Source organism: Micromonospora sp. NPDC049051 (genome assembly GCF_043197575.1).
In the GTDB taxonomy this organism is placed as follows: domain Bacteria; phylum Actinomycetota; class Actinomycetes; order Mycobacteriales; family Micromonosporaceae; genus Micromonospora.
Genome location: NZ_JBICTL010000002.1, coordinates 127,410 through 144,200 on the forward strand (window position 1 = coordinate 127,410; position 16,791 = coordinate 144,200).

At 72.2% G+C, this 16,791-nt stretch carries 15 protein-coding genes and 1 pseudogene; 4 read left to right on the forward strand and 12 right to left on the reverse strand.

What is annotated here, in order from left to right:
* Positions 1-115: 115 nt before the first annotated feature.
* From ACGFIR_RS07865 to ruvC, 8 genes and pseudogenes are all read right to left on the reverse strand, one after another.
* Complete coding sequence (locus tag ACGFIR_RS07865; RefSeq protein ID WP_393005797.1) at positions 116-682, reverse strand: adenine phosphoribosyltransferase; 567 nt, start codon at positions 680-682, stop codon at positions 116-118.
* A 101-nt stretch (positions 683-783) separates the two neighbouring features.
* On the reverse strand, positions 784-1,980 hold the full coding sequence (gene secF, locus ACGFIR_RS07870) for a protein translocase subunit SecF (protein WP_393005799.1): 1,197 nt from the start codon (positions 1,978-1,980) through the stop codon (positions 784-786).
* A gap of 1 nt (position 1,981) precedes the next feature.
* The gene (secD, locus tag ACGFIR_RS07875) at positions 1,982-3,907 is read right to left on the reverse strand and encodes a protein translocase subunit SecD (RefSeq protein WP_393143857.1); all 1,926 of its coding nucleotides are present in this window, start codon (positions 3,905-3,907) and stop codon (positions 1,982-1,984) included.
* 259 nt (positions 3,908-4,166) lie between these two features.
* Positions 4,167-4,511, reverse strand: coding sequence for a preprotein translocase subunit YajC (yajC, locus tag ACGFIR_RS07880; RefSeq protein WP_393005803.1), 345 nt, complete (start codon positions 4,509-4,511; stop codon positions 4,167-4,169).
* Positions 4,512-4,649: 138 nt separating this feature from the next.
* Positions 4,650-6,518, reverse strand: coding sequence for a Holliday junction branch migration DNA helicase RuvB (ruvB, locus tag ACGFIR_RS07885; RefSeq protein ID WP_393144692.1), 1,869 nt, complete (start codon positions 6,516-6,518; stop codon positions 4,650-4,652).
* A pseudogene (locus ACGFIR_RS07890) lies at positions 6,512-6,728 on the reverse strand (Holliday junction branch migration DNA helicase RuvB); the annotation flags it as partial. The gene ruvB and the pseudogene ACGFIR_RS07890, both read right to left, overlap by 7 nt.
* Positions 6,725-7,327: a Holliday junction branch migration protein RuvA gene (ruvA, locus tag ACGFIR_RS07895; protein WP_393005805.1), complete on the reverse strand. Its 603-nt coding sequence runs from the start codon at positions 7,325-7,327 to the stop codon at positions 6,725-6,727. The gene ruvA and the pseudogene ACGFIR_RS07890, both read right to left, overlap by 4 nt.
* Positions 7,324-7,851: a crossover junction endodeoxyribonuclease RuvC gene (ruvC, locus tag ACGFIR_RS07900; RefSeq protein WP_393143859.1), complete on the reverse strand. Its 528-nt coding sequence runs from the start codon at positions 7,849-7,851 to the stop codon at positions 7,324-7,326. The genes ruvA and ruvC overlap by 4 nt, the downstream gene beginning before the upstream one ends.
* A 193-nt stretch (positions 7,852-8,044) precedes the next feature.
* On the opposite strand from ruvC, the gene ACGFIR_RS07905 reads away from it, so the two are divergent.
* Entirely contained in the window at positions 8,045-8,827 is a 783-nt protein-coding gene (locus ACGFIR_RS07905; RefSeq protein ID WP_393005809.1) for a 3-hydroxybutyrate dehydrogenase, read from the forward strand.
* 14 nt (positions 8,828-8,841) lie between these two features.
* Positions 8,842-10,761: a helix-turn-helix domain-containing protein gene (locus tag ACGFIR_RS07910; protein WP_393143861.1), complete on the forward strand. Its 1,920-nt coding sequence runs from the start codon at positions 8,842-8,844 to the stop codon at positions 10,759-10,761.
* 95 nt (positions 10,762-10,856) lie between these two features.
* Here the strand turns inward: ACGFIR_RS07910 and ACGFIR_RS07915 are convergent, their stop codons facing one another.
* Positions 10,857-11,465: a TetR/AcrR family transcriptional regulator gene (locus ACGFIR_RS07915; protein ID WP_393005813.1), complete on the reverse strand. Its 609-nt coding sequence runs from the start codon at positions 11,463-11,465 to the stop codon at positions 10,857-10,859.
* 11 nt (positions 11,466-11,476) lie between these two features.
* A complete protein-coding gene (locus tag ACGFIR_RS07920) occupies positions 11,477-13,045 on the reverse strand; it encodes an MFS transporter (protein WP_393143863.1) in 1,569 nt (522 codons plus the stop codon).
* A gap of 906 nt (positions 13,046-13,951) precedes the next feature.
* On the opposite strand from ACGFIR_RS07920, the gene ACGFIR_RS07925 reads away from it, so the two are divergent.
* Complete coding sequence (locus tag ACGFIR_RS07925; protein ID WP_393003612.1) at positions 13,952-14,539, forward strand: hypothetical protein; 588 nt, start codon at positions 13,952-13,954, stop codon at positions 14,537-14,539.
* A gap of 174 nt (positions 14,540-14,713) precedes the next feature.
* Here ACGFIR_RS07925 and ACGFIR_RS07930 read toward each other — a convergent pair whose 3' ends face one another.
* Both ACGFIR_RS07930 and ACGFIR_RS07935 read right to left on the reverse strand, forming a co-directional pair.
* Complete coding sequence (locus tag ACGFIR_RS07930; RefSeq protein ID WP_393005817.1) at positions 14,714-15,040, reverse strand: hypothetical protein; 327 nt, start codon at positions 15,038-15,040, stop codon at positions 14,714-14,716.
* Between the two features lie 55 nt (positions 15,041-15,095).
* Positions 15,096-15,752 carry a transcriptional regulator gene (locus ACGFIR_RS07935; protein ID WP_393143865.1) on the reverse strand — a complete coding sequence of 219 codons (657 nt, stop codon included), beginning with the start codon at positions 15,750-15,752 and terminating at the stop codon, positions 15,096-15,098.
* Between the two features lie 163 nt (positions 15,753-15,915).
* Here ACGFIR_RS07935 and ACGFIR_RS07940 point away from each other — a divergent pair, with 163 nt between their 5' ends.
* A complete protein-coding gene (locus ACGFIR_RS07940) occupies positions 15,916-16,776 on the forward strand; it encodes an SPFH domain-containing protein (protein ID WP_393005821.1) in 861 nt (286 codons plus the stop codon).
* Positions 16,777-16,791 lie beyond the last annotated feature (15 nt).

The window sequence follows — 16,791 nt, forward strand, 5'->3', positions numbered from 1 at the left end:
TCGCGCCGCCCGGACGGGTCCCGCCCGGTCAGCAAAGGGCAATGCTACCCGCACGCACGGTGCCCCGCCGCTCCGCCGGACGGTCCGCACCGGGTCCGCCCGACGGTCGGCCGGGTCAAACGGTCAGCAGGGCATGCACCGGGCGCGGGGCCAGCCGCTCCCGGCCGCCGAGGAACGCGAGCTCCAGCAGGACTGTGAAGCCGGCCACGCTGCCGCCGGCCCGCTCCACCAGGCCCAGCGTCGCCTCGGCGGTGCCGCCGGTGGCCAGCACGTCGTCGACCACCAGCACCCGACGCCCGGCCGTGAAGGCGTCCTCGTGCACCTCCAGCGTGGCCTCGCCGTACTCCAGCGCGTAGGAGGCCGAGTGGGCCGCTCGGGGCAGCTTGCCGGCCTTGCGCACCGGCACCACGCCGACCCCGGTCGCGTACGCGATGGCCGCCGCGACCACGAACCCGCGCGCCTCGATGCCGACGACCACGTCGAACGAGCCCCGCCCGTGGTACGCGACGATCCCGTCGATCACCTCGCGGAAGACGTCGCCGTCGGCGAACAGCGGCATCAGGTCCTTGAACAGGACACCGGGCTTCGGGAAGTCGGGCACGTCGAGCACCCGGCTCGCGACCAGCGCGGCGGTGTCCGGGCCGCTGTCTCCCCGTGCCACGGTGCTGTGGGTCTCCGTCACGGCAGTTCCGCTTCCCTTCACGACGACGGCGTCCTGCATGCTGCTCGCACAGCATGAAGGACGCCGTCGGATCGGTTCCTACCGGGTCTGCCCGGCCCGGCTCAGCGCCGCTTGCCGCCACCCGGCCGGTTGCCACCGCCGCCGGCCGGTCGGCCGCCCCGGGCCCCGGTCGGCCGCTTTCCGGCCGGTCGGGCACCCACCCGGGGCGCGGCGCCGGCCAGCGCGGCCGACTCCGCGTCGACCGGCTCGTCGTCGGACTCGTCGCTCCGGGGAGCGGCGCCCTTCGGGGTGACCTCGCCCCGGGCGACAGCGCCCCGGCGGGCCAGCACGCGCTTGTTGTGCGCCTGGATGCGCGGCTCGTAGTTCTTGAGCAGCACCAGCAGCGGCGTGGCCAGCAGGATCGAGGTCAGGAACGCCACCGCCATACCGACGAAGAGCACCAGGCCGAGGTCCTTCAGCGTGCCCGCGCCGAGCAGGCCGGCGCCGATGAAGAGCAGACCACCGACCGGCAGCAGCGCGACCACCGACGTGTTCAGCGACCGCATGAGGCTCTGGTTGATCGCCAGGTTGGCCGCCTCGCCGTACGTCTGGTTGTTGTTCGCGGTGATGCCGCGGGTGTTCTCCTGCACCTTGTCGAAGACCACCACCACGTCGTAGAGCGCGAAGCCCAGGATGGTGAGGAAGCCGATGACCGTCGACGGGGTGACCTCGAAGCCGACCAGCGAGTAGATGCCGGCGGTGAGGATCAGGTTCATGATCAGCGAGGAGACGGCCGCGACCGCCATCCGCCACTCGAAGCGCAGAACCAGGTAGATCATCACCACCGCGATGAAGATGACCAGACCGAGCAGCGCCCGGGACGTGACCTGGCTGCCCCACGCCTCGCTGACCTGGTTGCCGCTGATGGTGGCCGCGTCGATGCCGAACTCCTCGGCGATCTCGGCCTTGACGGCGTTGGCCTGCTCGGTGTCGAGCTGGGTGGTGCGCACCTCGTAGAAGTCGCCGCCGGTGCCGCCGACCTTCTGCGTGGTGACCACGTGGGCACCGTCGCCGGCCGTGCCGAGCGCCTCTTCCACCTTCGCCTCGGTCTGCTCCAGCGTGCCGACGCTGGCCGGGATCTGGAACGAGTTGCCGCCGGCGAACTCGATGCCGAGGCTGAAGCCGCGCAGCCCGAAGCTGAGCACCGCCAGCAGGATCAGCCCGAGCGCGACGCCGAACCAGAGCTTGCGCCGGCCGACGATGTCGAGGCCGGCCTCACCGCGGTAGAGGCGGCTCGCGAGACCACTCTTGGCAGCCATCTCAGGCCTCCTTGGCGCGCGGGTTGCGGGACGTGGTCGACTCGACCGTCCGGGGTGGCAGCGCCCGGCCGAGACCGCTGACCCGTGGGGACAGGAACGCGGAGGTGCGGGCGAACATCGTCATGATCGGGTGTCGGAAGAGGAAGACCACGACGAGGTCCAGCACCGTGGCCAGGCCGAGGGCGAAGGCGAAGCCCTTCACCGCGCCGACCGAGACCACGTAGAGCACCACGGCCGACATCAGCGTGATCGCGTTGGCCGAGATGATCGTGCGGCGAGCCCGGATCCAGGCGCGCGGCACGGCGCTGCGCGGGCTGCGTCCCTCGCGGATCTCGTCCTTGAGCCGCTCGAAGTAGATGACGAACGAGTCCGCCGCCACACCGAGTGAGACGATCATGCCGGCGATGCCGGCGAGGGTGAGGGTGAAGCCGATCTGCCGGCCGAGCACCACCAGCGCGCCGAAGACCAACAGCGCCGAGAGGATCAGGCTCAGGAAGATGACGGAGCCGAGCAGGCGGTAGTAGAAGAACGAGTAGATGATGACCAGCGCCATGCCGATGCCCGCCGCGAGCAGACCCGCCCGCAGGTGGCTGGCACCCAGGGTGGCGGTGACGTTCTGCTGCTCCTGCGCCTCGAAGGTCACCGGCAGCGCGCCGTAGCGCAGCTGACCGGCCAGCGTGCTGGCGTCCTTCTGGGTGAAGTTGCCCGTGATCTGCGAGTTGCCCGTCAGCACGCCCTGGATCTCGGGCGAGGAGACGATCTCGTTGTCCAGCACGACGGCGACGCGGCACTTGCCGTCCTGGCCGAGCGCGCTGGCGTCGCAGGCCTGGCCCTCGTTGTTGAACGCCTCGCGGGTCAGGTTGGTCCACTTGGTCTGGCCGTCGCCCGTGAAGTCGAGGCTCACGACCCACTGGCTGGTCTGGTCCAGCACCGCGCTGGCGCCCTTGACGTCGGTGCCCAGCACCTTCGCCTGGTCGAGCAGGTACTTCGCGACGCCGTCCTCACAGGCCACCACCTGCTGGTCGGCGGCCGAGATCGAGGCCGGCGGGCGCTTGTCGAGCTGGGCGCAGCTGATCTGCGGCACGTTGAACTGCATCGCCGCCGGCAGCACCGCGACCTCACGCGCGTCCAGGGCGGCGAACGGCTTCAGCTTCTCGGCCAGCGACGGGTCGGCGGTCAGGTCGGCCGGGGCCTGCAGGCCGCTCGCGGCGGCCCAGGAGGCGGCGCCGACCTTCTGCTCGACGGCCTTGCGCTGCTCCTCGATGCTCTGCGGGGCGGGCTCGCCGCTGGCGCTCGGCGACGGCGCCGCGGCGCTGGGCGAGGCGGACGCGCTGGGCGAGGCCGACGCGCTCGGGGTCGGGGCCGATCCACCCTGACCGCCGCTCGGCGACGGGGTCGCCTTCGCCGCGGCGCTGCCCGACGGGGCGGCGCTGCCGGAGGGCTTCGCGCTGCCCGACGGGGCCGGGGTCGCGCTGCCGGACGGGGCCGGGGTCGCGGTGGGCGCCGGGGCGGCGGTCGCACCGCTGCCGTCGGCGGCCTTGAGCACCTTGCGGAAGCGCAGCTCGGCGGCGCTGCCCACCTCGGTCAGGTCGCGGTTCTCACCGGGCAGGGAGATCACGATGTTGCGGTTGCCCTCGGTGACCACCTCGGCCTCGGCGACGCCGAAGGCGTTGACCCGGCTCTCGATGATCTGGCGGGCCTCTTCGAGGTTCTCCGCCGTCGGGGCCTGGCCGCCGATGCTGTTGGTCGCCTCGAGCGTCAGCCGGGTGCCGCCGACGAGGTCCAGGCCGAGTTTGGGCTCGAGCCGGTCCTTCCACCCGCCGCTGGCGCCGCCCGCGAAGAACACCAAAAGATAGAGGACGACGAAAATGAGCCCGAGCACGGCCAGTTGCCGTCCGGGGCGCATCTGTCCCTGAGGTGGTGCCACGGCTGTCCTGTCTCCCTGTACGGTCGCGCCGCTGGTGGCGGCGGGTGTCGGCCGGTCCGGCCGGCGGTTCCGACGGGCCGGCGTCGGAGGCCGACATCCCGGCTCCGGGACCCGGCGCGGGAGCGTCGAGCGGAACGGGACAAGCCGGCTTCCGGCGTCGGGCCCAACTATCCAGTTTTCACGTCGTCTCCGCTGCCCCGTCGGGCGAAGTCGTCACCGGCGAGCCGGCGACCAGACCCGGGCGGGACGGGAGCGATCGTCACTCCTTGACGACGTCCGCGTCCTCGGTGACCGGCTCGTCGGCCGGGCGCTCCGCCTGGCTGACCACCCGGGCGATGGCCGGACGGGCGTACCGGGTCTGCACACCGGGCGCGACCTCGAGCAGGACGGTGTCGTCGTCCACTCCGGTGACCGTGCCGTAGAGCCCGCCGATCGTGACCACCTCGTCGCCGGGGGCGAGGGCGGACTGCATGGCTTCCGCCTCACGGCGGCGCTTCTGCTGGGGGCGGATCATCATGAAGTACATGACGCCGAAGAGCAGAGCGATCATGAGGATCGGCGTCAGGCTGCCGGCACCCCCGCCGCCCTCTGCTGCGTAAAGCACGGTGAAAGACCTTCCCATTGGCCTCCGGCCCGACGCGGGCGCGCCGGAGCGGAGGCGGATTCTCACGTCCTGTACAGACCGGCGCGAGTCTAATCCCTGCACCTGGGAACGCCGAATGCGGCACAGATCACGTTCACATCACGGATGATCTACATCCGTCGAGAACAGATCGGGCACCGCAGGAGCATTCGCGCCAAATGTACCATTTGGCGGCGTGCGGCCCAGGTGCCGCCAGGCGGCCTCGGTGGCGACCCGGCCGCGCGGCGTACGGGCCAGCAGGCCGGCCCGCACCAGGAACGGCTCGCACACCTCCTCGACCGTGTCCGGCTGCTCGCCCACCGCGACGGCCAGCGTCGACAGGCCGACCGGCCCGCCCCGGAAGGAGTCGACCAGCGCGGTCAGCACCGCCCGGTCCAGCCGGTCCAGCCCCAGCGCGTCGACGTCGTACACCGTCAGGGCGGCCCGGGCCGTCTCCAGGGTGACCACGCCGTCGGCCCGGACCTCGGCGAAGTCGCGGACCCGGCGCAGCAGGCGGTTGGCGATCCGGGGCGTGCCCCGGGACCGGCCGGCCACCTCGGCGGCGCCGTCGTCGGTGATCGGCACCCCGAGGATGCGGGCCGAGCGGCGCAGCAGCACCTCCAGGTCGGCCGGGGAGTAGAAGTCGAGGTGCGCCACGAAGCCGAACCGGTCGCGCATCGGCCCGGTGAGCAGGCCGGCACGGGTGGTCGCGCCGACCAGGGTGAACGGCTCGACGTCCAGCGGGATCGCCGTCGCGCCCGGCCCCTTGCCGACGATCACGTCGACCCGGAAGTCCTCCATCGCGCTGTAGAGCAGCTCCTCGGCCGGCTTGGCGATCCGGTGGATCTCGTCGATGAAGAGCACGTCACCCTCGGCGAGGCTGGTCAGGATCGCCGCCAGGTCGCCCGAGCGCTCGATCGCCGGGCCGCTGGTCACCCGGATGCCCGAGCCCAGCTCGGCGGCGACGATGTTGGCCAGGGTCGTGTTATGGACGACGAGGTCGTTCACGGTGAAGGTGTGGTCGCCATCGACCGTCAGGCATCGGCATTCATGCAGGCCCGCCGGCTCCACGGAAGCGACGCGGTCGGCGGCGAGCTGCTCCTCGAAGCGGTCACGTCGAGGGGCCCACTCCGCGAGCCTCAAGCCCCGCTCGCCGATCACCGTGACGCGTTGCACGAACCTCGCGACGTCGTCCTGACTCGTGATGCTCAGCCGCCACGACTCGTGCGGTCTGCCCTGGTAGCGGCCCCGCTTGAGTTTCAGACGTGACTGGACACCGATGCGCAGCAGCAGGTGCTGGACATCCGCGAGCAGGTCCCGCGAGACGCTGTAGTATTCGACGACCAGGTCGTAGCGGTCGCGGCCGCGTCGGCTGACCGTTCCGTCGCAGGCGAAGTAGGCGCCGAGGAACGCCGCCACCTGCCACGCGTCACCGCGGTAGACGAACTCAGGCACGCGCTTCTGCCAGGCGTTCTTGTCCAACAGACCGTGCTCGGTCAACCAGGGCCGGAGGCCCGAGATACGGATGACCGAGCTCCGGGCGCTGTTGGGCCTGGTGCGGTGGCCCAGGCCCAGCCGCTCACAGGTCGAGCGGAAATCGGCGAGGACATCCTCGTCACCGCCGGTGAAGGTGACCTGGTTGGTCGTGCAGCCGTCCCCGACGAGGTAGCCCGCGAGCTTGTACTCGCTGGTGTCCTCGGCCCCGTCGGCGACCAGGTCGGGACGAAGCACGTTGGCGAGATAGTCGTTCTCGGTGAGGTCGCCGGCCTTCGTCCACCCTTCGGTGGTCCAGAACGGGTGATCCGGCGCGGCGACGACCTCCCGGCCGCTGGTCGTCCGGATCCGGACCGAGTCCAACTGACCCTGCTCGTGGACGGCGGTCACCGTCGCGCCCTCGCCGGTACGGGTGATGACCCGGTCACCGACGACGATGTCGCCCAGACGGCGTCGAGAACCATCCTCCAGCAGCACCAAGGCGTCGACGGACACGGGTTTACCCAGGCCCGGGGGGCCCGAGAGGAGGATGTGGTCGGGCGGGGCGCCGCGCCGCATCGCGCCCTGCAGCAGCAGGTCGAGCTGGTCGCGCACCCGGTGCTGGGCGATGAACTCCTCCAGCCGCTTCGGCCGGACGGTGGCCTCCGCGTCCAGGTCGGCGTCGTGCACGTAGGCGGAGACGAGCCCGCCGTCGGGCCCCGTCACCGGGTGCGGCCCAGCAGCCGGATGGCCTGCTTGAGCAGGACCGGCACCGGCGGAACCTCACCGTCGACGGTCTCCGCCACGGCGGCCACCGCCTGGTCGGCCTGCCCGGCCGTCCAGCCGAGCCCGACCAGCGCCTGCCGGACCTGCTCGGGCCAGGCCCCGCCGGTGACCCCGGCCGCGCCGTCGGCGCCGACCGGCACCGGGCCGACGCGGTCGCGCAACTCCAGGACCAGGCGCTCCGCGCCCTTCTTGCCGATGCCGGGCACCCGGGTCAGCGCGGCCGTGTCGGCGTTGGCGATCGCCTTGCGTACGGCGTCGGGGGTGTGCACTGCCAGCACGGCCTGGGCCAGCCGGGGGCCCACGCCGCTGGCGGTCTGGAGCAGCTCGAACAGCTGCTTGGCGTCGTCGTCGGCGAAGCCGTAGAGGGTGAGCGAGTCCTCGCGCACGACCAGGCTGGTGGCCAGCCGGGCGGGCTGACCGACCCGCAGGTCGGCGAGGGTGCCCGGGGCGCACTGCACCGCCAGCCCCACCCCGCCGACCTCCACCACGGCGTGGTCCGGACCGGTCGCGGTCACCACCCCGCGCACGCTGGCGATCATCTGGCTCCTCCTCGTCGTACCCGGTCGGCCGCGGCGGCCAGCTTGGAGCGCGTCCCGCCGCGCCACACGTGACAGATGGCCAGGGCGAGGGCGTCGGCCGCGTCGGCCGGCCGCGGCGGCTCGGCCAGCCGCAGCAGCCGGGTGACCATGGCGGTCATCTGCGCCTTGTCGGCCTGACCGGAACCGGTCACGGCCGCCTTCACCTCGCTGGGCGTGTAGGTCTGCACGGGCAGCCCGGCGCGGGCGCCGGCGAGCACGGCGATCCCGCTGGCCTGGGCGGTGCCCATCACCGTACGGACGTTGTGCTGGCTGAACACCCGCTCGACGGCGACGCTGTCGGGCCGGTGTTCGGCCACCAGGTCGGTGAGCGAACGGTCCAGGTGCAGCAGGCGCTGCGGCAGCTCGTCGGCCGGGTCCGTGTAGACGACGTAGTAGGCGACCAGCGTGCAGGGCCGCCCCGGCACGCCCTCGACCACGCCGACCCCGCACCGGGTAAGCCCCGGGTCGACGCCCAGCACCCGCACGCCGCCTCCTCCCCCAGCCGCCAGCAGTACGTGTGTTCGACACCCTACCGAGCCGGGCGACACCCCGCCGCCGGGGACACGCCGGGCGCGCCGACACGCCGGCCGGGGCGCGCGGCGGCCACACACCGCGACCGTCGAGTATGTGTCGCCGCCCCATGTGCGCCCGCACACACAGCTCGTAACTTCATGCGCCATGACGGCAGAACCCGTGGCGGTCCCCCACGTCGTACACGTCGACCTCACCGGTCGTACCGCCCTGGTGACCGGGGGCGGCAGCGGCATCGGCCGGGCCTGTGCGCTGCGGCTGGGCGCCGCCGGCGCCCAGGTCCTGGTGGTGGACCGCAACATCGAGGCGGCCATGGCGGTGGCGGCGGAGGCCGGCGGTCGGGCCGAGGGCGTGGACCTGGCCGACCCGGACGCGGTGGACCGGCTCGACGCCGGCGTGGACATCGTGGTGAACAACGCGGGCCTGCAACACGTCGCGCCGGTGCAGGACTTCCCGGCGGAGCGCTTCTCCTACCTGCACCGCGTGATGGTGGAGGCGCCGTTCCTGATCATCCGTCGCGCGCTGCCGCACATGTACGCCCGGGGCTGGGGGCGGATCGTGAACATCTCCTCGGTGCACGGGCTGCGCGCCTCGCCGTACAAGTCGGCGTACGTCTCCGCCAAGCACGCCCTGGAGGGGCTGTCGAAGGTGGTCGCGCTGGAGGGCGCCCCGCACGGCGTCACCGCCAACTGCGTCAACCCGGCGTACGTGCGCACGCCGCTGGTGGAGAGCCAGATCGCCGACCAGGCGGCCAGCCACGGCATCCCGGAGACCGAGGTGATCGAGAAGATCATGCTGGCGCGGGCGGCCATCAAGCGGCTGATCGAGCCGGAGGAGGTGTCCGAGCTGGTGGCCTACCTCTGCTCGCCGCCGGCGGCGTTCATCACGGGCGCGTCCATCGCCCTCGACGGGGGCTGGACGGCGAACTAGTGGCAAGCCGCACAATGTCGGTCATGTCATCACCGGTGGATTTCCTGGAGCTGCTCGCCCGCGAGGCCGCCGCGGTGGAGTTCGAGGGGCCGCTCGTCGCCGCGCGCGCCGCCGGGGTGCCGCCCGAGCGGCTCGCGGAGCTGGAGCAGGCCAGGACGGTGGCGCTGCGGGTCCGCGCGCTGCTGGAGCGCCGCCGCCGCCGGGAGGTCGAGCTCTCCGGGCTGTACGACACGGTCAGCGACCTGGCCGGGCTGCGCGACCTGGACGACGTGCTGCGCGCGATCGTGCACCGGGCACGCAACCTGCTCGGCGCGGACGTGGCCTACATGACCCTCGACGACGAGGAACGCGGCGACACGTACATGCGGGTCACCGACGGCTCGGTCTCCGCCCGCTTCCAGCAGTTGCGGCTGCCCATGGGCGCCGGCCTCGGCGGGCTGGTGGCCCAGTCGGGCGCCCCGTACGTCACCGCCAACTACCCGGAGGACGACCGCTTCCACCACACCGGCGAGATCGACGCCGGCGTACGCGAGGAGGGCCTGGTGGCGATCCTCGGGGTGCCGCTGCGGCTCGGCTCGACGTCGATCGGGGTGCTCTACGCGGCCAACCGCTCGGCCAGACCGTTCGTCCGGGAGGAGGTGGCACTGCTGGTGTCCCTCGCCGCGCACGCGGCGGTGGCGATCGACACCGCACGGCTGCTCGCGGAGACGCGGGCGGCGCTGGACGAGCTGTCGGCGGCGAACACCACCATCCGCGCGCACAGCAGCTCGGTGGAGCGGGCCGCGGCCGCGCACGACCGGATGACCGCGCTGGTGCTGCGCGGCGGCGGGGTGGAGGACGTCGCCTCGGCGGTCACGGACGTGCTCGGCGGGGCGCTGCTGGCGCTCGACGCGGAGGGCCGGCTGCTGGCCCGGGTCGGCGAGATCGAGGAGCCGGACCGGGCGGACATGGTGGAGGCGGTGGCCGCGTCGCGTACGGAGGGCCGCAGCGTGCGCCGGGGGCCGCTCTGGTACGCCGCCGTGGTGGCCGGGGCGGAGAACATGGGCGCGCTGGTGCTGCGCCCCGACGGCGAGATCGTCGACGCCGACCAGCGGATCCTGGAGCGGGCGTCGCTGGTGACGGCCCTGCTGCTGCTGTTCCGGCGTACCGTCGCCGAGGCGGAGGGGCGGGTCCGGGGCGAGCTGCTCGACGACCTGATCGCCCGGCCGCTGCGGGACACGGACGCGCTGCGCAGCCGGGCCCGCCGCCTCGGCGTGGACCTGGACGCGCCGCACGTGCTGGTGGCGGTCGGCGACGACGCGATCGCCACGACCGGCTCGGCCCGGCAGCGGGTGCTCTCCTGGGCCACCACGTACGCCTCGACGCGGGGCGGGCTGGCGGCGGCCCGCGACGGGCGGGTGGTGCTGATGCTGCCCGGACGGGACGCGGGCGGCAGCGCCCGGGCGGTCGCCCGGGACCTGTCACGGGTCACCGGCCGACCGGTGACCGCCGGGGCGAGCGGTCCGTCGACGGGGCCGGCGTCGCTGGCCGCGACGTTCGCCGAGGCGGAGCGGTGCCTGACGGCGCTGGGCGCGCTGGGCCGGTCGGGGCAGGGCGCGAGCACCGCCGAGCTGGGTTTCGTCGGGCTGCTGCTGGGCGCGGTCGGCGACGGTGGCGACAAGGACGTGGACCGGTTCCTGACCGCCACCGTCGGACCCGTGGTCGACTACGACGCCCGGCGGGGTACGGCGTTGGTGAAGACCCTGGAGGCGTACTTCGGGGTCGGCGGCAGCCTGGCGCGGGCCGCCGAGCTGCTGCACGTGCACGTCAACACGGTCACCCAGCGGCTGGAGCGGGTCGGGCAACTGCTCGGCACGGACTGGCAGAAGCCGGAGCGGGCGTTGGAGGTGCAGCTGGCCCTGCGCCTGCACCGCCTGCGTACGCCCACCGCCTGACCGCCCGCCGGCGGCGCCCGGCCACCGGCCGCCCCGCGCCGGACCGCCTATCTGGCTGACCGCCGGCGTGCCCGCATCGCCGCGCGGCGGGTCCGTCAGCGGGTGCGGATGCCGTCCAGGACGCCGTCGACGATGCACCTGGGCAGGGTCTTCTCGTCGAGGTCGGGGTGCCAGCGCAGGATTCGCTGCACCAGCATCGGGCCGGTCAGCATCGCCATGACCGTCTCGATGTCGAGATCCGCGCGGAGTTCGCCGGAGCGTACGCCGCGCCGCAGCACCTCGCGCATCATCTCCCGCCGGGGCTCGATGATGTTCTGGTAGAGCTCGTACTGCTCGGGGCTGCGGTTGACCTCCGGCACCAGGCAGGGCATGATCCGCGCCGCCCGCGGGTCGATGTGGTGACCGACCGCGCCGACCAGCAGGATCAGGTCGTCGCGCACCGAGTGGCCGGCGGGCTCGGGCGGGGTGCCCTTGAGTCTGCGCAGGGCGTCGCGCAGCAGCGCCTCCTTGCCCGGCCAGCGGCGGTAGATGGTGGCCTTGCCGACCCCGGCGCGGGCGGCGATCGCCTCGATCGAGATCGCCTCGATCGTGCTGCCCTCGGCGAGCAGGTCGAGGGCAGCCTCGACGATCGCCTCGTCCGCGCGGACGCTCCTCGGCCGCCCGGGCGGCCGAGGAGCGTCCGCGCTGGAAGTCATGTCGGACATTGTCCCCGAAGCTATGCGGTCCCGGCCAACTCGGGTTCGCCCACCGGCGCCGGCTGCCCCGCCCGGCTGGCGGAACGGCCGGGCATCCAGCGCAGCACCACGAGGATGCCGAGCGCGGCGATCGCCGCGGCGAGCCCCGCCGCCCAGTGCATCGCGGTCACGAAGGCGTCGTCGGCTACCGCGATCAGGCCCGGCGCCGCCGGCCCGAGCTGGCTCGCCGCGGCGTACGCACCGGAGATCGACTCGCCAGCGGTGTCGCGCGCCCCGGCGGGCAGGTCCCGCAGGGCGGACTCGATGTCGGCGCGGTAGACCGCCGAGAGCACCGAGCCGATCACCGCCACGCCGAGGGCGCCGGCCACCTGCCGGACCGTGTTGCTGACCGCCGATCCGACGCCGGCCTTCTCCCGGGGCAGCGCCGACATGATGGACTCCGTGGCCGGCGGCATGATGTTGGCCATCCCGGTGCCCTGGAGGAAAAAGACCACCAGGACCACCCAGATCGGAGTGGCGGCATCGATCAAGGCGAACGCACCGAGCGCGACCACGGACAGCCCCAGCCCGACGACCGCGACCGCTCTGCCGCCGTACCGGCGGACCATCGCCGCGCTGCCCGGCGCGAAGACGAGCTGGGCCGCCGCGAGGGGCAGGAAGAGCAGGCCGGTCTCCAGCGGGCTGTAACCGCGTACCAGTTGCAGGTAGAACGAGGTGAAGAACATGACGCCCATGGCGGCGAAGAAGCAGAGCCCGACGATGGCCACCGGCGCGGCGAAGCGGGGCACCCGGAACAACCGCACGTCCAGCGACGGGTGGTTGCTGCGCCGCTCGTGCGCCACGAACCAGGCCAGCACCGCGATGCCCCCGACGATCGCCACCCAGACCAGCGGGCGGCCGAAGCCGTGCTCGCCGCCGTCGATGATGCCGTACGTCAGCGCGACCAGCCCGACCACCGACAGCAGCACCCCGACGACGTCGACGTGCCCCGGGTCCGGGTCCCGCGACTCGGGCACCAGCAGCGCCACCAGGATCACGCCGAACGCCACCACCGGCACGTTGATCAGGAAGACCGAACCCCACCAGTAGTGCTCCAGCAGCGCGCCGCCGAGGATCGGGCCGATCGCCACCGCCAGCCCGACCGCGCTGGCCCAGACGCCGATCGCCCGGCCCCGCTCCCTGGGGTCGAAGACGTTGGCGATGATCGCGAGCGTGACCGGCATGATCGCCGCGCCGCCCACGCCCATCAGCGCGCGGGCCGCGACGAGCTGCGCCGGGCTCTGCGCGTACGCCGACAGCAGCGACGCCAGCCCGAACAGCACCAGGCCGACCAGCAGGAAGCGCTTGCGCCCGACGCGGTCACCGAGCACGCCGAAGGTGAACAGCAGCCCGGCGAAGACCAGGGTGTAGGAGTTGATGGACCACTCCAGCTCGCCCTGACTCGCGCCGAGGCCGTGCACGGGATCGGCGAGTGTCCGCAGCGCGACGTTGAGGATCGTGTTGTCCAGGACGACCACGAGCAGGCTGATCACCAGCACCCCGAGGATCGCCCACCTCCTCGGGTGTCCCGTGTTCTCGTGCGGTGGCATCTCCGCGTTCTCCCCCAGTCCCCGTTTCGATACGGGTGAGACTCGTAAATCAGGTGTGAGCGTAGGCGGGTGATTATCGATACGGAACCGGTTCGTATCTTATGTGACGGCGGTCACTTCCGCCTCTCCGTGGGTGCGACTTTCGCTTGTCCCTTTCGGCTGGTGGCGCTGCGCCGGTCGGTTTCTGGGCACCCTGGCGTGGCCCGCCGTGCCCGGCTCCGGGCGGTCAGGCCTGATCCCTGCGCCGGGTACGGCGAGCCACACCCCGTCGGTGCCCACTGCTGCGTCCGCCCGCGGCGACTCTCGGTCCCGGTCCGGCCGAGTTCTTGGTCTGGCGAGATCTTGGTAGGAATGCGCCCCTCCAGGGGGCCGTTTTCTACCAAGATCTCGGCGGGCCATCATCTCGGCCCAGATACGTCGACTGTCCAGGTCCGTGGCGAGTGTCGGGTCGGAGTTGGTCGGTTATGTGCCGCCCTGGGTCTGCGCGGGCGGGGATGTCCGGTTCGGGGGTGTGACCGGCCGCATCGTGGGGGCGGAATCGTGGCCGGGGCGGGGTCGTTACACCATGCGTACGACCGAGCAGGGCCAACCCGCTCCGTGCGGGCAGGGGCCATCCGCCTGAGGGAACGAGGCCACCACACCGCCTCGATTCGAGGTGGCGGGCGGGGATCCCCGGGAATGGTGGCGGGCCGGTCGTGGTTACACATGGTCACGGTCGACGAGAGGGCATCCCCCCGCCCCGCGAGACAGCCCGGTTCCGTGGCTGGCGTGACCGATCTGATCTTCCTCCAGTCTCTTGCTGGAGTTTCCCCTGGAGAGTTCGTTGGGCGCCTGACGGTGCTTGCACCCGCGTGTAGCCGATCCCCCTCGGTGCGTGGGTGTCGACCCCCGAATGGAGCATCTGTGATGAACACGATTCTGCGTAAGAGCGTTCTTGGTGTTGCGGGTCTGGCGTTTGCCGGTGGCGTGTTCGCCGGTCCGGCTGCCGCGCATGCCGCGCCGGTGGTGGAGTCGGTGCCGGTGGCGGTGCAGGCTGACAAGCCGTCGGTCGACAAGGGCAAGCTGGTGCCGCATGGTGTGCAGGGCGCGCAGTCGCGGGTCGACCTGTCCGACGAGCAGGTGGCCAATGTGAAGGCGATCATCGCGGCGACGAAGAAGGCCGGTATGGACGAGCGTGCGGCCGTGGTGTCGATCGCGACCGCGTTGCAGGAGTCGAAGCTGGAGAACCTGGGTCACCTGGGTGACCGCAACGACCACGACTCGCAGGGCCTGTTCCAGCAGCGCCCGTCCAGCGGGTGGGGCACGGTCGAGCAGATCACCGACCCCGAGTACTCCACCACCGCGTTCCTGAAGGGCCTCAAGCAGGTCGACGGATGGCAGGACATGCCCCTGACCAAGGCCGCCCAGACCGTGCAGGTGTCGGCGTACCCGGACCACTACGCCCAGTGGGAGCAGATGGCCGCCGACCTGGTCGCCGAGCACTGGAACAGCTGACACAGACCTTCCACCACAAGGGGGATCGCTGGCCGGCACCCGAACCCGGGGTGCCGGCCAGCGGCACATCCACCGCCGGCCGCCGGGAGAGGGCTCGACGTCAGGTTCCTGGCCGGACGGCGACCGAAGCCACGACGGACCGGTGGCAGCCGGAGCCGACGCCCTGGCCGTTCGTCAGGGGGCGGACGGCTGGCTGAGTCCGTAGATCTGGTTGAGGTCGAGTACGTGGTGCCCGGCCACCGATGCCGTCCGAAGATCGAGCACGAGCACCAGGAACACGTTCGGGGTGTCGCAGGCGATGAGGACGTGCTGATGCGCCCTGTCCGGCATCTGCCACACGTGGGTGACTTCCTCGTCGCTGAAGTCGTGGCCTCCGAGGTCCTCACGGGGAATGGCGTCGAAGTAGGACCAGAAGTCGAACGGGGCAGACTCGTCGACGTTCACCGGCGCCGGTGGTGTGCCGATCGTGGCGGTGAACTCCTCGGCGGTAAGTAGTCGCACGGGCTCATGGTGCCTGGTCCGCTGGCGGGGACGTGGTGTCGCCCCCACGTCCCCGTCAGGGCAGGCAGGAGCGGCGCAGCGCAGGCGGTGACGGCGGCGCGGCGCAGGCGGTGACGGCGGCGGGCAGCGTGGACAGTCGGGTCGCCGGTGCCGCGAGCGGCTCGATCCAACCCGGGCCGGCGCCGTACACCTGGATCGTCGGGAAGTCGCGGGCGAACCGCACCAGGCGGTACGCGCGCCCGGTGACCGGCGTCTGGGCCCAGACCACGACGATGCGCGGGCGGACGCGGCGGGTGGCGCTGGCGAGCGCCGTCCACGGCAGCGCCGGGCCGAGCAGCAGACTGCCCCGCGACCGTTCGCGCAGCGCGGCGGCGAGCGCGTGCAGGCCGAGGCAGTGCGTCTCCTGCTCGGCCCCGGCCAGCAGTACGCCGCCGGTGGGCAGCGGCCGGCCCGGTACGCGCCGGAACACGTCCAGGCCGACGCGCACCCCCTCGGCGAGGGCATGCTCGACGGCGACCTCGATCGCGGTACGCCCGGGCAGTTCGGCCAGCATCGGCACGCAGACCTGCTCCCACAGCGCCGCCGCGCCCCACTCCCCGGCGACCTCGACGACGAGCGCGGCGACCCGGTTGGCGTCGAGGTCCTCGGCGGCCAGCGAGAGCTGCTTGCGTGCGGTCTCGACGGCCTCGACCGGCATGGGTTCTGTCGGCATCAGACGTACCCCCGGGTAGACGTTCACTACCAGGGGGTTCGTCGGGAGGGCCGCGGATGGATGCGCCCGGTCGCAACTACCGGTACCGCGACGCCCCACCTGCGCCGCGCCTTGACGGGTGCCCCTATGGTGATGGGCCCCTCCCGCGAAAGGTGCCGAGCGCATGCCCTTCGGCTTCACTGTTGCGATCATCTTCGCCGTCGGTCTGGTGATCTCCGGCCTGCTCGCCCTGACCGCTCGGAACAGATCGACCAAGCAGACCGCCACCCTGGCGGCGCTCGCCTCCCTCGTTGGCGCGGTCGTGTTCATCGTCGGTTCCAGCGCCCACTCCGTGCCGATCCGCTCGGTCGGCATCGTCACCAGCTTCAACAAGCCGACGGGCAAGGTCACCGGCTCCGGCCTCAAGTGGGTCGCCCCCTGGCACAAGGTCGGCGAGTGGGACGCGGGCCGGCAGAAGTACGACCACATCGGCGGCGACCACTGCGTGCGGGTCCGCACCGGCACCCTCGCCGACGCCTGCGTCGAGGTGCTCGTCGAGTGGCAGGTCAAGCCGGAGAACGCGCCGAAGCAGTTCATGGACTACAAGGGCGACTTCGACAGCTTCCGGGGCCAGCGGGTGGGCGTTCAGCTCGACAGCGCCGTCAACGACGCCTTCGCCACGTACAACCCGCTGGAGAAGATCGACTCGGACACCGGCAGCTTGAACGTGGACCTGAAGCCCTTCGCCGAGAGCATCAAGACCAGCGCGGAGACGCGGCTCGCCAACGACGTCGACATCCTGTCGGTCACGATCACCCGGGTCAACCACGACGACAAGACCGAGGGCAACATCAAGGCGTTCCAGGACAAGCTCGCGCAGACCCGCAACCTGGAGCAGGACCGCAAGAACGCCGCCATCCAGAAGCAGATCACCGAGACGAACGCGAAGGTCGACAAGGTGTCTCGGTGCCTGGAGATCGCCGAGCGCAACGGCAGCAACCCCGGTCTCTGCATCAACCCTGGCATCGTCACCGGCGCCAAGTAATCCCGAGCGGCGCTG

Excerpts from the sequence above, each read along its gene's own strand:
- secF (WP_393005799.1), bottom strand. The coding sequence starts at position 1,980 with ATGGCTGCCAAGAGTGGTCTCGCGAGCCGCCTCTACCGCGGTGAGGCC.
- ruvA (WP_393005805.1), bottom strand. The coding sequence starts at position 7,327 with ATGATCGCCAGCGTGCGCGGGGTGGTGACCGCGACCGGTCCGGACCAC.
- ACGFIR_RS07905 (WP_393005809.1), top strand. The coding sequence starts at position 8,045 with ATGACGGCAGAACCCGTGGCGGTCCCCCACGTCGTACACGTCGACCTC.
- ACGFIR_RS07910 (WP_393143861.1), top strand. The coding sequence starts at position 8,842 with ATGTCGGTCATGTCATCACCGGTGGATTTCCTGGAGCTGCTCGCCCGC.
- ACGFIR_RS07915 (WP_393005813.1), bottom strand. The coding sequence starts at position 11,465 with ATGTCCGACATGACTTCCAGCGCGGACGCTCCTCGGCCGCCCGGGCGG.
- ACGFIR_RS07920 (WP_393143863.1), bottom strand. The coding sequence starts at position 13,045 with ATGCCACCGCACGAGAACACGGGACACCCGAGGAGGTGGGCGATCCTC.
- ACGFIR_RS07925 (WP_393003612.1), top strand. The coding sequence starts at position 13,952 with ATGAACACGATTCTGCGTAAGAGCGTTCTTGGTGTTGCGGGTCTGGCG.
- ACGFIR_RS07935 (WP_393143865.1), bottom strand. The coding sequence starts at position 15,752 with ATGCCGACAGAACCCATGCCGGTCGAGGCCGTCGAGACCGCACGCAAG.
- ACGFIR_RS07940 (WP_393005821.1), top strand. The coding sequence starts at position 15,916 with ATGCCCTTCGGCTTCACTGTTGCGATCATCTTCGCCGTCGGTCTGGTG.